The sequence below is a fragment of the Corynebacterium sp. ACRPJ genome (assembly GCF_022347345.1).
GTDB classification, from domain to species: Bacteria; Actinomycetota; Actinomycetes; order Mycobacteriales; family Mycobacteriaceae; genus Corynebacterium; species Corynebacterium tuberculostearicum_D.
This window is the reverse complement of sequence record NZ_JAKRNC010000001.1, coordinates 156,291-169,464: the sequence shown is the minus strand read 5'-3', so window position 1 is coordinate 169,464 and position 13,174 is coordinate 156,291. Positions and strand designations below refer to the sequence as shown.

13 protein-coding genes are annotated in these 13,174 nt (G+C 62.4%); 6 read left to right on the top strand and 7 right to left on the bottom strand.

What is annotated here, in order from left to right; translation table 11 throughout:
• Positions 1-21: 21 nt before the first annotated feature.
• Positions 22-1,212 (top strand): cobalamin-independent methionine synthase II family protein, encoded by a 1,191-nt coding sequence (locus MHY08_RS00810; protein WP_239193209.1) that lies wholly within the window; start codon positions 22-24, stop codon positions 1,210-1,212.
• Positions 1,213-1,261: 49 nt separating this feature from the next.
• Here MHY08_RS00810 and MHY08_RS00805 read toward each other — a convergent pair whose 3' ends face one another.
• A complete protein-coding gene (locus MHY08_RS00805) occupies positions 1,262-1,747 on the bottom strand; it encodes a hypothetical protein (protein WP_239234763.1) in 486 nt (161 codons plus the stop codon).
• 62 nt (positions 1,748-1,809) lie between these two features.
• Positions 1,810-3,675, bottom strand: coding sequence for a choice-of-anchor I family protein (locus MHY08_RS00800; RefSeq protein WP_239234761.1), 1,866 nt, complete (start codon positions 3,673-3,675; stop codon positions 1,810-1,812).
• A gap of 99 nt (positions 3,676-3,774) precedes the next feature.
• On the opposite strand from MHY08_RS00800, the gene ilvA reads away from it, so the two are divergent.
• From ilvA to MHY08_RS00780, 4 genes are read left to right on the top strand one after another with little or no spacing between them, the layout of a single operon-like run.
• Positions 3,775-5,043: a threonine ammonia-lyase IlvA gene (ilvA, locus tag MHY08_RS00795; RefSeq protein WP_239234759.1), complete on the top strand. Its 1,269-nt coding sequence runs from the start codon at positions 3,775-3,777 to the stop codon at positions 5,041-5,043.
• Positions 5,043-5,681: a YigZ family protein gene (locus MHY08_RS00790; RefSeq protein WP_204608408.1), complete on the top strand. Its 639-nt coding sequence runs from the start codon at positions 5,043-5,045 to the stop codon at positions 5,679-5,681. The genes ilvA and MHY08_RS00790 overlap by 1 nt, the downstream gene beginning before the upstream one ends.
• A 2-nt stretch (positions 5,682-5,683) precedes the next feature.
• Positions 5,684-5,923 carry a hypothetical protein gene (locus tag MHY08_RS00785; protein ID WP_204608410.1) on the top strand — a complete coding sequence of 80 codons (240 nt, stop codon included), beginning with the start codon at positions 5,684-5,686 and terminating at the stop codon, positions 5,921-5,923.
• Positions 5,924-6,313, top strand: a complete 390-nt coding sequence (locus MHY08_RS00780; protein WP_239228150.1) for an RNA-binding S4 domain-containing protein — start codon at positions 5,924-5,926, stop codon at positions 6,311-6,313.
• Positions 6,314-6,334: 21 nt separating this feature from the next.
• Here the strand turns inward: MHY08_RS00780 and MHY08_RS00775 are convergent, their stop codons facing one another.
• The 5 genes from MHY08_RS00775 to MHY08_RS00755 all read right to left on the bottom strand — a co-directional run bounded on the left by MHY08_RS00775 (position 6,335) and on the right by MHY08_RS00755 (position 12,146).
• On the bottom strand, positions 6,335-7,333 hold the full coding sequence (locus MHY08_RS00775; RefSeq protein ID WP_239193197.1) for a GTP pyrophosphokinase family protein: 999 nt from the start codon (positions 7,331-7,333) through the stop codon (positions 6,335-6,337).
• A gap of 10 nt (positions 7,334-7,343) precedes the next feature.
• The gene (locus tag MHY08_RS00770) at positions 7,344-7,961 is read right to left on the bottom strand and encodes a hypothetical protein (RefSeq protein ID WP_239193195.1); all 618 of its coding nucleotides are present in this window, start codon (positions 7,959-7,961) and stop codon (positions 7,344-7,346) included.
• Positions 7,962-8,041: 80 nt separating this feature from the next.
• Complete coding sequence (locus MHY08_RS00765) at positions 8,042-9,373, bottom strand: exonuclease domain-containing protein (RefSeq protein ID WP_239234757.1); 1,332 nt, start codon at positions 9,371-9,373, stop codon at positions 8,042-8,044.
• Between the two features lie 13 nt (positions 9,374-9,386).
• Entirely contained in the window at positions 9,387-11,585 is a 2,199-nt protein-coding gene (glgX, locus tag MHY08_RS00760; protein WP_239193191.1) for a glycogen debranching protein GlgX, read from the bottom strand.
• 21 nt (positions 11,586-11,606) lie between these two features.
• Complete coding sequence (locus tag MHY08_RS00755; RefSeq protein WP_239193189.1) at positions 11,607-12,146, bottom strand: TetR family transcriptional regulator; 540 nt, start codon at positions 12,144-12,146, stop codon at positions 11,607-11,609.
• Positions 12,147-12,310: 164 nt separating this feature from the next.
• Between MHY08_RS00755 and MHY08_RS00750 the strand changes: the two genes are divergently transcribed.
• The gene (locus MHY08_RS00750) at positions 12,311-13,123 is read left to right on the top strand and encodes a hypothetical protein (protein ID WP_239193187.1); all 813 of its coding nucleotides are present in this window, start codon (positions 12,311-12,313) and stop codon (positions 13,121-13,123) included.
• The last annotated feature ends 51 nt before the right edge of the window (positions 13,124-13,174 follow it).

Here is a 13,174-nt window from a genome sequence, read left to right as displayed (position 1 = left end):
TATAACGATGGAGGAAACCTGATGGTGAACAAGATTCGCACCACCCACGTCGGCTCGCTGCCGCGCACCCCGGAGCTGCTGGAAGCCAACCTGCAGCGCGGGGAGCTGCCGGCCGCGGAGTTTCAGGGGATTTTGGAGGCTGCGGTAGCGGACGTCGTCAAGCGGCAGCTCGATCTCGGACTCGATATCATTAACGAGGGCGAGTACGGCCATATCACCTCTGGCGCGGTGGATTATGGCGCGTGGTGGAATTATTCGTTTAGCCGCCTGGGCGGGTTGACGATGACGGATACCGACCGCTGGGAATCGGCCGAGGTGGTGCGCTCCAAGCCGGGTGAGCCGCGGCTGACGTCGTTTATTGATCGCCGCGACCGCGCGCTGTTCTCTGAGGCCTATAATGACCCGGATTCTGGCATCTTCACCGGCCGCGCCAAGGTGGCGAACCCAGAGTTCACCGGCCCTGTGACCTACATCGGCCAGGACGAGGTCGCCGCCGATGTGCGCCTGCTTGCCGACGCCCTCCCAACCGGCACCCCCGGCTTCATCGCCGCCCTTTCACCCGGCTCGGCAGCGCGCCTGACCAACCGCTACTACGACGATGAGCATGAGCTGCTTGCCGACGTCGGCCGCGCTATGCGCACCGAATATCAGGCCATCACCGATGCTGGGCTGACTGTGCAATTCGACGCACCCGACCTGGCCGAGGCTTGGGACCAAATCAACCCGGAGCCGTCGGTGGAAGACTTCCGCGGTTTCATTCGCGAGCGCATCGATGTGCTCAATGACTCCATCTCTGGCCTGCCCAAGGAACAAACGCGCCTGCATATCTGCTGGGGCTCCTGGCACGGCCCGCACGTTACCGACGTGCCCTTTGCGGATATCGTCGAGGAAATCCTGCGTGCCGAGGTCGGCGGTTTCTCCTTCGAGGCCGCTTCGCCGCGCCACGCGCATGAGTGGCGCGTGTGGCAGGACCATGCGCTGCCGGAAGGCACTGTGATTTACCCGGGCGTGGTCTCTCACTCCACCAACGCGGTAGAGCATCCGCGCCTCGTGGCCGATCGCATCATCCAATTCGCCGAGGTGGTCGGCCCAGAAAACGTCATCGCGTCGACCGACTGTGGTCTGGGCGGCCGCTTGCACCCCCAGATTGCTTGGGCGAAGTTGCAGTCCTTGGTCGAGGGTGCGGAGATTGCTACCCGCGAACTCTTCTAAAACGCACAAAGCCGCTCCGGAGTTCCGGAGCGGCTAAATTATTTAGTGCTTAGAAGCGCACGCCCAACTGCTTGAGGGCATTCTTCATCGGCTCCAGCACAGCGGGGTTCACCTTGGCAACCATGGTGAAGGCCTGCAGCAGCGCGGCAACGAGGCTGGTAGCCACGGTAACCCAGCTCATGACCTCGAGGAACTTCTCTGGGGAGGAAGAACCCCAGATGGGAAGCTTCTTGAGCGCCTCGATCTGGTGCGCCTCTGCCTCCTCGGCCACGCAGTCCGGCTCCTTCGGCATTCCGGAAGAGCCGTAGCCGTTAGCCAGGCCCTGCATGAGCTCCTGCGGGGTGCGGGCGGAAGATCCGAGCTCGCCGCTCTCAATCTTCTTGAGGTGCTCTTCCTTGGCGTTGTCGACCTCGGCCTGGCATTCAGCCGAAATCTCCTTCGGCTTATCTTCTGCGGCAGAAGCGGTAGCTGGTGCAACGAGGCCCGCTGCCACGGCGGTGGCGGCGACGAGCGAAGTGTTGAGACGGTTGCGCATGGTTCTCCTTTAGAGTGAGAGGTATTAGCCTCAAATAATTTAGCAGGTAAACCCCGGAAGGTCTATGGCAAAAGCTTGCGCACCTGGGCCGGCAACAGTGCATAGAACTCGTCGACGGTCTTCGGTAGGAAGGCCAGCGCCCCGCCAATCAGGGCGCCAAGACCTACCAAACCAGCCACGATGCCCACGCCGGCGGCGACGCTGCTGCCGTTGCTGCTGTTGCTGGAACCGTCGGAGCTGCCGGATGCGGTAGGGGAGTCGGCGTTGTCGGAGGCGTCGGCAAGCAGGTCCTTGACGGAGAACACGGTGGTGGTGCCGGATACCTCGTTGCCGGCGATGAGAAGGGCGTCCTCGGTGGGGGAATCTGCGGCGGGAACGAAGGCTAGGCCCTCTGGTCCGAGGTCGCCGGCCTGGGTGGTGGCAGCGACATCGTCCTCGTCGTAGCCGACGGAGAAATCGCGATTGTTGACGTAGGTGACAAACTTTGCCTCGGCGGGGGTGGTTACGTCGTAGACAAAGATGCCGCCCACTCGCTCTGCGCCGATGAAGGCATAGGTGCGATCGCCAACCTTGCCGATGGTCAAGGCTTCTGGCTCTGGTCCCTTGTTATCGGAGCGGTCATCGAAATCCGGATCCTCGTTATCAGCGTTGAAGTTCAGGCCGGGCATATCCTTGGTGATGTTCTCGAAGTCCGCACCGGAGTCGAAGACGACGTTGCCTTCGGCGTCGTAGATGCTAAAAGAGCGCGAGCCATAGGAATACAGGCCGTCGAAGCATTCCTTTTCTTCGTTCCAGCCAGAAGCGTTGGAGAGCTTGAGGTTGCCGGCGACCTTCTTATCCTCGATGCCCTCGGGAAGCTCGAGGTCATCGCAGACCTTGCCGTCCTTTACTAGGTCCTTGAGCTCTACTTCGTCGGTATAGCCGCCCCACTCGCGGGCATCGCCTTCGTTGGCGGTGGCGAAATAGGTCTGGCCTTCAGTCTCGAAAGCGCCGATGGAGTCCGGCATGGACAGGCCCTTGACCGGAATGGTGCGCAGCTCCGCCACGTCATCCTTATTGGATGGATCCACCGGTACCTGGGAGTGGTCCGCGATATGAGCGGGAATTACCTTTTCCACGGTGGCGGACTCGATATCGATGACCGCGATGGCGTTGTTTTCCTGCAGCGTGGCGTAGGCCTTGCCGCCCGCGGAGGAGATGTACTCCGGCTCGAAGTCCCGCGAGGGCAGGTTGTGGTGCGCGGAGGGGCTGAAGACACGGATCGAGGGGTCGAGGTCGGCGGTGTCAAAGGCGGTGAAATCGGCCGTGTGGACGTCGCCAAGCGCGGGCGCTGCGACGTCCTCGGGCAGGCTGATGACGGAAATGGAGCCCTCTGGGTCCTTGAGGTAGGCGGTGCCCTCGGCGTTGAGGGCGTCGGAAGGCTCGCCCTCGTTGGCAACCAGCGCGTGGCGGCCTTCGGCGGTGAGGTGCACGTTATCGGGCAGGGCGCCAACGCCTACGCGCCCAAGCTCCTCGCCGGTTTCGGCATTGAAGAACAGCGCCTCGCCGTTGTCGGTTTTGTCCGCCTGCTGTACCGCGGCGACGGCCAGGCCATCGGGGCGCACGGCCACGGAGTTGATTTCCTTGTCCCCGCCGGCGGAGAGGGCGCCGATCTTGCGCGGCTTAGTGGGATCGGAGGCGTCGAGGATATCGACCTCACCGGAGCGCGCATTGACGGTGAGGATGCGCTGGGACGCAGCGTGGTAGGCGACGATTTCGGCGGCGGATTTGCCCAGCACGCCGGATTCATGGGAACCGATGGGAGTCAGCTGCAGTGCCGCGTTGGGGGCGGAGTGCTCCAGCACGTTATCCACGATGTGGGCGTGGGCGGCCGGGGCACAGGCGAGGACGAGCGAGGAGGTAACGCAGAGAGAGATGCGCTTGAGCATAAGTATTCCTTTCTTGTGGTTATGTCCACTATTGCTGATGGAGGTAACGCTGCAACTAAAGGACAGTGAATTTCCAGTGAATGGGTAGACTGTCAAGACATGACTGATTCGACCATCCATGCATCCGATATCCAGCAGGCGCAGGCGCGGATTAGCTCGGAAATCGCCCCGACTCCGCTGCAATACTGCGCTCGGCTGTCGGCCGAGACGGGCTGCGAGGTCTATCTCAAGCGGGAGGATCTGCAGGACGTGCGCTCCTATAAGATTCGCGGCGCGTTAAACGGTATGTCGAATGTTCCCCAAGAGGAGCGCGGCCGGGGAATTGTTACGGCCTCGGCCGGCAATCACGCGCAGGGCGTGGCCTATGCCTGCCGCACGATGGGCATTGCCGGCAAGATTTTTGTGCCGGAGCCCACGCCGATGCAAAAGCGCGACCGCATCCTGGTCCATGGCGGCGACCAGGTGGAACTGGTGGTGGTCGGCGCCAACTTCGATGAGGCAGCCGCGGCGGCGCATGCCGACGCCGCCGAGCGCGACGCCACCTTCATCGAGCCCTTCGACGCCCGCGATACCATCACCGGGCAAGGCACGGTCGCGGCGGAGGTTCTGGCGCAGCTTTCGGCCAAGGGCAAGTCGCTCGATACCATCGTCGTTCCTGTGGGTGGCGGCGGCCTGATTTCTGGCATCACCTCCTATGTGGCGGATATGGCGCCGCAGACTCGGGTGGTGGGCATGGAGCCGGAGGGGGCGGCGTCGCTAAGAGCGGCGTTTGACCACGGCGGCCCGGTGACGCTGGAGGAGGTCGACCCCTTCGTGGATGGCGCGGCCGTCAAGCGCCTAGGCGCGCTGCCCTATGAGATTTTGCAGGCCAATCGCGAGCGCCTGAGCTTCGATACCGTGTCCGAGGGCGCGGTGTGCACGGACTTGCTCAACCTGTATCAAAATGAGGGCATCATTGCGGAGCCGGCCGGTGCACTTTCGGTGGCGGGCCTGCACCAATTGGACCTGGAACCAGGCTCGACGGTGGTGTGCGTAATTTCCGGCGGCAATAACGATGTGCTGCGCTACGCCGAAATCATGGAGCGCTCCCTGGTCCACCGCGGCCTGAAGCATTATTTCCTGGTGAATTTCCCGCAGGAGCCGGGCCAGTTGCGCCATTTCTTGCACGAGATTTTGGGCCCGACCGATGACATCACGCTCTTTGAGTACCTCAAACGCAATAACCGCGAGACGGGAGCTGCGCTGGTGGGCCTGCAGCTTAGCCGTGCCGAGGATCTCCAGGGCCTGCTAGAGCGCATGGGAGAATCCAAGATTTCGGTGCAGTACCTTAAGCCCGGCACCCCCGAGTACGAATTCCTCGTGGCCTAATGCAGAATTCTTATCGTCGCCCAGTAGGCCAGGTCGAACACGAAATTGAAATTAAGCGCTCCCGGTTTATTACCTTGATTGGTCGCGTCACCAATGAGGAAGAGGCTCGCGCGTTTATCGACGCCGCCCGCAGCCGCTTTCCCGACGCCCGCCACCACTGTTCCGCCTACGTCTATCACGTTGATGGTGCGAACCCGGTGGAGCGCTCTTCCGATGACGGCGAGCCCTCCGGTACGGCCGGAAAGCCGATGCTGGACGTGGTGAAGGGCTCCGGCATGCTCGATGTGTGCGCGGTGGTCGTGCGCTACTTCGGCGGCATCAAGTTGGGCGCTGGCGGGTTAGTGCACGCCTATGGTGGTGCGGTGAGCGAGACCATGGAGAAGGTGCGCGCAGTAACTAGGGCGCGCCGGGAGCTTTATGCCGTGGAGTGCCCACATGCGACGGCCGGGCGGGTAGAGGCGGACCTGCGCGGGCGCGGCTATGAGATAATCGATACCGCCTATGCGGCCGCGGTGACTTTTATGCTAGCCGTGCGCCCAGGCGGGCTGGACGAGCTGGAAGCTACGCTGGCAGCGATCTCGCAGGGCCAGCTCGAAGCGGCAGAGGCCGGCAGCGCGTGGGTTGAGGTAGGATCCTGACCATGACTATGCAGCAACGACCGAATAACCCCATTGCGCAGCGCAAGCAGCAGGTGCGCAAGCACTCCCGCAATGCCGTCGTATGCGTGGCCGGCGGCATTGGTGTGGGCGTAGTGCTCGGCGTGCTTTCGGCTAACTTCTGGGCTTGGATGCTACTGGGTGCCATCGTCGCCGTCGCAGGTGGCGGCTATAACTGGCTGAAGATCCAGAAAATCGTCAACGAGAACCACAACCAGTACTAGATGCCGGTACCGCAACCTAGCGGCCGCCCCGTCAGGATCGATGCCTGGGTGTGGGCCGTTCGCATGTTTAAAACCCGATCCGCGGCCGCGACCGCCGTGCGCGCCGGGCACGTGAAGATCAACGGCGAGGCCGTCAAGCCTTCCCAACAGGTGGTGCCTGGCGACCGCGTGCGCGTATGGCGCAACCACCATGAGCATGACCTCGAGGTTTTAGCGACCGTCGCTAAGCGCGTCGGCGCGCCCGTCGCGCGCACCTGCTATACGGACCACGCGCCACCGCCGCCGCCCAAGGAGTTTCTGCCGTCGGTTCCCGTGCGCCCGCGCGGCGCCGGTCGGCCGACGAAGAAGGAGCGCCGCGATATGGAGAAATTCCGCGGCGGTTTCCGGTAAGTTGCCGAAAATCCTGCGCGGCTAGTGGGCGGCGCGTAGGGCTTTCAGGCGCGCAGTAAGCCGCCGCTTGCGGCCTGGGCGGTCGCCGGATTCGGCGGTGGCCTCGATGTGTTGTTTGCCAAACTTGTTGAGCAGGAGGTCGTCGATAAGCCGCACCTGGCCGGGGCGGAAACGGTAGCGCATGGCGTCGTGGACGTGGGCAATGGCGGTATCATCCAGCAGCTGCTCAAGCTGGCCTAAGTGGCGCACGCCGTTTTGCTCCAATAGCTCCGCCAAGAAGCGGTAGTGCTCCGAGCGTGAGAGCGGGAAGCGATTGCCCAAGATGATGGCGAGCACGCCCGGCAGGGTCTCGGCGGTAAGCTCGACGTCCTTGTCGGTTTCTGTATCGGGGGCCTTGAGCGCGGCAATCTCATCGAATTGCTGGTCGGCGAGCTCGATAAGCCCCGCGGCCAAGGTAAAGAGACGATCTACCTCAGGTGACGGTGGGTTCGGTCCTTGCTTATAGCGGATATCGTGCTCAAACTCCGCCCACGCGTGCTGCAGGACGGTGCGAATTTGCACCTCAAAGGTCCATCCCACGTAGGCGGCGAGCTCTTCCATCGCAGCCGCGCTATCTTCGGTCACGGTAAGCACCAGGTGGTGGGAGCCGTAGCCAAAGCCACCAGAGATGCGAGTTTCGGCCGCCTTGTCTACGGAGCGTTCAACCTTAAAGGATTCACCGAAAACGTCTAGCGCCTCTGGAATTGCGGTGGAGTGATACAGGGTGACGCGCACTCCCATGACGTCGTGAATCTCGTCCCACGGCTGGGGATAGACAAACTCGCCGTTCTCGCGGCGCTTTTTGGCCTTCGCCTTCAGCGAGGGCCAGGTTTTGACGCGGGTAGACACGCGGTCAAAGATGATGCCGGCGTCATTGAGGAGGTCCTCGATGGCGGTGCGGAAGTCCACCGCGGCGGTGGGGTGGCTGCGCGCCCAGTCGTGGTACTGGTTGCTTAGCCGCGACATCCTACTTTCCGGCATGGTGCTCCTTTCATAACTCCCGCGGGAATCCGTTAGACCATACTAGCGGCCGTGGGTGGAGCACGGTGCGATGGCGGGGTACGCGCGCTACGGCATCGGCGGCCAGCTGGCGGGCATAGGTATCCGGCAGGTGGGCAAAGGCAAAGAGCGTGGCGGAGTCCGGAACTAGGTAGGTCAGGGAGTGCGATCGCAGGAGTCGGCGCATGTGCTTGTCCAGCACGGTAAAGGTCTCTGGGTGGGCAATCCAGGAGGAAATCGGTGCGCCGTGGGAGCGGACTTGCAAGCCACCGAAACGGGCGGCGGAAGGCAGCGCGCAGGCGGCGGGGCGGGTCCAAAAACGCAACCCTTGCGAATCGAGGGCGGCGCGCTGCAGGTTATGGGAGGCGTGGTTCCATGCTCGGCGCGCGGAGATATCCATGTCCGCGAGGCCGCGGTGGCTGAGCCGGCGAAAGGTCTGCTTGCCGGGAAAGACCAGCGCCATGGATAAGCTCGGGGAGAGCTGGATGGTGGCGAGGGAGTCGCAGAAGCCGTCGTCAGAAAGCCGCTGCTCTTTCAGCCAGGAACGGGCAAAGAGCGCAGGCAGCAGGTTTGCGGTGGTGGGGCGAGGCGGGCGCAGGGCGACGGTCACGGCGGTTTCTCCAGTGCGGCGGTAGGGTGCGGTCGCCTTTATTGGACTGGAGAAACCGCCGTTTGGTTCCCTGGGTGGGCCTAGAAGGGCGGCTCTGCGTCGAGCTGCAGCTCAGCAAAGAGCTTATCGGCCGGCCAGATGTCGATTTCTTGGCCCTTGGCCTGCAGCTCCTCCGCGCGCTTTTCCTTGGAGGTTTTCTTGGCCCATTCGCCCACGATGAGCAGGGTGGACTTTTTGGTGACGTTCTTTGCCACTTGGCCGCCGCGCTCGGCGATGCCCTGCCACAGCACGCCCTTATCGTAGGGCTCAAAATCACCGGTGAGGGTGACATGCTGGCCGTAGAGTGCGCCTTCCGGGTCGGCGTCTGGGTTGGGCTCTGGGATAGTGTCTGGCGTGGCAACGGCCTGCCAGGGGGCAGGACCGCTGGGCTTCTTTTTCTTGGCACCGGCTGCGCGGGTCTGGTCGCGGAAGTCAGTCCCTGCGCCGAGGTCCGCGCCGGAGGTGGGGGCGGTGTGGGCGCGCAGGACGGGCAGAATGGCCTCGGAATCGAGGCGGCCCAAGGTGAATTCGCGTGCGGTGAATAGATCGCGGATGCTGCCGGTGTGCCCGAAGCGCTCGGCCAAACGGGCGATGATTTCGCCGGCCGCACGAGCATCCTCGGTGGCGTCGTGGTGGCTGAAGTCCGGCGCAGACAGGTGGGCGGCGACGGTGGGCAGCTTGTGGTTGCGCACCGAAATAACCTTGGCCTTGGAGGCATCGCGGGACAGCGCGAGGGAGCAGGCCAGCGGCACGGTGGGCACCTCGGCACCGGCAGTAAGGAGGCCGGAGCGCAGTGCGGTGGAATCGAACTGGGCGTTGTGGGCGACAAGCACGTCGCCGCCGAGGAAATCGAAGAGCTCCTTGGCGACGTCGGCAAATGCCGGCGCCCCTTTCACATCGTCCGCGGTAATGCCGTGGATGGAGACGTTGATATCGGCAAAGTGCTCTAGGCCTGGTGGAGGAGTGCACAGCCAGGACTGGGAGTCGGTCTCCTGGCCGTCGCGGAAGCGCACCGCGCCAATTTGGCAGATAGAGCCCCAGTTGTCGTTGGCCGTTTCCACGTCCACGGCAATGAAATCAAGGCCGGGGATGGTGGCGGCGGAAGAGGGTGCTTCGCCCCGCTGTGCGGCGGAAATGGCGCGGGCGACTGCCTGCGGGTCTTGGTGCGGGGCGAAGGCGATAGTGCCGGCGGCGCCCAGGTCGAGGGCGCCGAAGCCGGTGGCAGTCGGTTCACTCACGCGCACGGTGTCGATGGACTCAAGCGGGATATCCTGCGTGGCGGAGGCGCCGAGGCTGGTAGCCAGCAGGGTGCGGTGGAGCACGAGTTTATCCGCTGTGACATCGATGAGTGCGCCGTGCGCGGGAAATGACACGAGGGGCCTTTCTCTAGGAATCGAAAACGGGCGGTTCAATCTGACGCAGAATCAGCGTTGAACGCGGCTGCACCGTGATCGTACCCTCTGCCTCAATGAGGGTTTCCTCCGCGGGGTAGCCGCCGGAATCGGCGGTATCGACCATCAGCCGCCACGTGGCGCCGAGATCCTTGGTGGGCAGGGTGAACTCGATTTCGCCGTCGTGGGAGTTGAAGATCATGATGAAGGAATCATCGGTGATGCGCTCGCCGCGGGCGGTCGTTTCCGTAATCGCATTGCCATTGAGGTAGACCATGAGGGCGCGGCCGAAGTCGTGGTCCCAGTCGTCCTGGGTCATCAGGCGGCCCGAAGGAACCAGCCAGGCGATATCGCGTTCCTTGACGTCCGCGCCGAGCGGGCCGCCGGCGAGGAAACGCTTGCGGCGGAAGACGGGGTGGTGGTTGCGAATGGACAGCACGCGCTTGGTAAAGCCCAGCATTGCGGCGGATTTTTCTTCCTCCAGCATGGACCAGTCCATCCACGACAGCTCGTTGTCCTGGCAGTAGACGTTATTATTTCCGTCCTGCGTGCGGCCGAATTCATCGCCGTGCGAAAGCATAGGAGTGCCCTGGGAGAGCAGGAGAGTGGTCAGGAAGTTGCGGGCCTGGCGGCGGCGCAGCTTGCGGATATCGTCGTTATCGGTGGGGCCTTCCTCGCCACAGTTCCAGGAGCGGTTGAAAGATTCGCCGTCGCGGTTGTCCTCGCCATTGGCCTCGTTGTGCTTGTCGTTATAGGAAACAAGATCGCGCAGGGTAAAGCCATCGTGAGCGGTGATGAAGTTGATGGAGGCGGTGGGGCGGCGGTCATTATCGGCATAGAGATCCGAAGAGCCGGTCAAGCGGGAGGCGAATTCACCCAGGGTAGCGGGCTCGCCGCGCCAGAAATCGCGCACGGTATCGCGGTACTTGCCGTTCCATTCGCTCCAAATCGGCGGGAAATTGCCCACTTGGTAGCCATCGTGGCCGATGTCCCAGGGCTCGGCGATGAGCTTAACCTGGCTGACAATGGGATCTTGCTGTACTAGGTCGAAGAAAGTAGCGAGCTTATCGACGTCGTCAAGCTCCCGCGCCAACGTCGCCGCCAGGTCGAAGCGGAAGCCATCGACGCGCATCTCCGTAACCCAGTAGCGCAGCGAATCCATAATCAGCTGCAGCGAGTGCGGGTGGCGGACATTGAGGGAATTGCCGGTGCCGGTGTAATCCATGTAGTGGGCCTCATCGCCCTCGACGAGGCGATAGTAGGCGCCATTGTCGATGCCGCGGAAGGCAATGGTCGGGCCCATGTGATTGCCCTCGGCGGTGTGGTTATAAACCACGTCGAGGATGACCTCGATGCCGGCCTCGTGGAAGGCGCGAACCATGGTCTTGAATTCGGAGACCACCTCGCCCGGCTTCTTGGCAAAGGCATAGTCATGGTGCGGGGCGAAAAAGCCGAAGGTGTTATAGCCCCAGTAGTTGCGCAGCCCCAGGTTGCGCAGACGATCGTCCTGCAGGAATTGGTGGACGGGCATGAGCTCAACGGTGGTAACGCCAAGCTCTTTGAAGTAGTTAATGACGGCGGGATGGGCCATGCCGGCATACGTGCCGCGGAGCTCTTCCGGCACGTCCGGATGGGTCATGGTCATGCCCTTGACATGGGTTTCGTAGATAACCTTTTCGTTATCGGGAATATGGGGGCGGTGGTCGCTGCGCCAGTCAAAGAAGGGGTTGATGACCACAGACAGCATGGTGTGGCCCAGCGAGTCTTCTTCGTTGCGGCCGGTGCCGGGTTCCTCAGCATGGATGTCATAGGAGTAGAGGGAAGCATCGCCGTCGAATTCGCCGTCGAACGCCCGGGCATAGGGGTCTACAAGGAGCTTGGAAGGGTCGCAGCGCAGGCCGTTTTCTGGTTCATAGGGGCCATAGACGCGGTAGCCGTAGCGCTGGCCAGGGGTGACATTGGGGAGGTAAATATGCCACACATGGGCGGTGACCTCCGACATTTCGATGCGTTCCTCGGTGCCTTCTTTGTCGATGAGGCAGAGCTCGACCTTGTCGGCTACCTCGGAAAACAGAGCAAAGTTGGTGCCGGATCCGTCAAAGGTGGATCCCAGCGGGGTGGGTTTGCCGGGCCAGATTTGGCGGCCGTAGCGCTCGGTGGGCGTGGGGACTGCGTCCATGGCGGGAGTGTTCATGCCCACGAGCATAACCACTTTCTAGGCGCCGGCGCCGTGTGTAAGTCCAGCGTTAATAATGCGTACGCCGCGAATGAGGTCTGCGCGATAGTCTGCGGCGGGAGTCTCGCCGGTGGTTTCTGCAAGCTGGCGTTGGGACTGTTCCATCAAGGTGGCGCCGAGCACGAGGTGAATGGCGGAGAGCGCGGCAGCGCGGTGGGCGCTGTCGGCAGCGAGGGTGCTGCGCGTGGCGGCAGCGGTGAAGGCCGCCAAGAGGCGGTCCCAGGCAGGAGCCTGCGGGAGGGAGAGGCCGGCAATGACTACCTCGGCGCCGTCGCGGCGGGCGAGCAGCAAATCACGAAGATTGAGGCTGATATCCTCGAGCGACTCCCCAGAAACGGGGGAGGTAATGTCTTCCGCTAGGGCTGCAATGAGCGCTTGCTTATTGGCAATGTGCCAGTAGAGCGCGCCGGGGGCGACGCCGAGGGAGGAAGCAACGCGGCGCATGGTGACGTCGCCAAGCCCGTAGGTATCAAGCAGGGAAAGAGCGGCGTCGATAATACTCTCGCGGTTTATGTGCACCTTGGCAATTGTACGGACTTGGCCGGGCGGGACGGTAGTTCACAGGTTCTTTTAACGGAGTCTCAATGTCATTTCCATCGTCGGGTTGTTAGTATTGCGAAGACAAATAAGAGGCCGCCCTTGGGGTGGCTTCACATTCGCAAGATTGATTCAGGAGCTTTCCCTTGTCCTTTTTGACCCCTGCAAAGAAGTCCCTCATCGCAGTTGCGCTGGTTACCCCGCTGGCTTTGGCTGCGTGTGGTTCGGATGACAATGACGATTCCAAGAAGGCTGCCGCCACCACGGCATCCAAGTCTTCTGAGGATAAGTCTGCAGATAAATCCGAGGACAAAGATGCCGATAAGTCCAAGGACAAGGACAAAGACAAAGACAAAGATAAGGACAAGGAAAAAGAAAAGGATCAGAATAAGGACGGCGAAAACAAGGACGCCGCCGCAGGCGCAGAAGGCCAGGAGGGCGAGGACGGCGCTGGCGAGGGGCCAGATCAGCTGGCTAACCCGCTGAACAATGGTGAAGATCCTTTCGCTGGCGCGAAGGATATCAAGCCGATCGAAGGCGGCCAGGACGCTAATGATGGCGATAAGCAGGCCATCGAGCAGCTGGTTCGCGGCCAGCACGAGATCGATAACGTGAAGGAATACTTCAACTACATGCCGCAGCACGCCTGCCAGGCAGTCCGCGATGAGCAGTCCCAGGAGTTCGGCCAGTACCAGCAGTACGTCGATAGCCTGCCGAACCAGTCCTTCGCCGAGTATGCCAACACCATGCGCCAGCAGGGCGGTGGCAACGCCGAGGTAGAGAAGTTCGCTAGCCAGTTGGAGTCCATCCCGCAGTCGACCAAGCTGCAGTCCGTCAACGACGTTGTGGTCAATGGCGACGATGCTTCTGCAACCGTGAGCGTGTCCAACTCCGAGGGCACCGAGACCTCCACGGTCCGCTTCCGTCGAGAGAACGGCAACTGGACCTTCTGTAACTAAGTTGGCTCTGTTAAAGCGCCGGTTACCCCGCACCCTAGGTTTTGGTGCGGG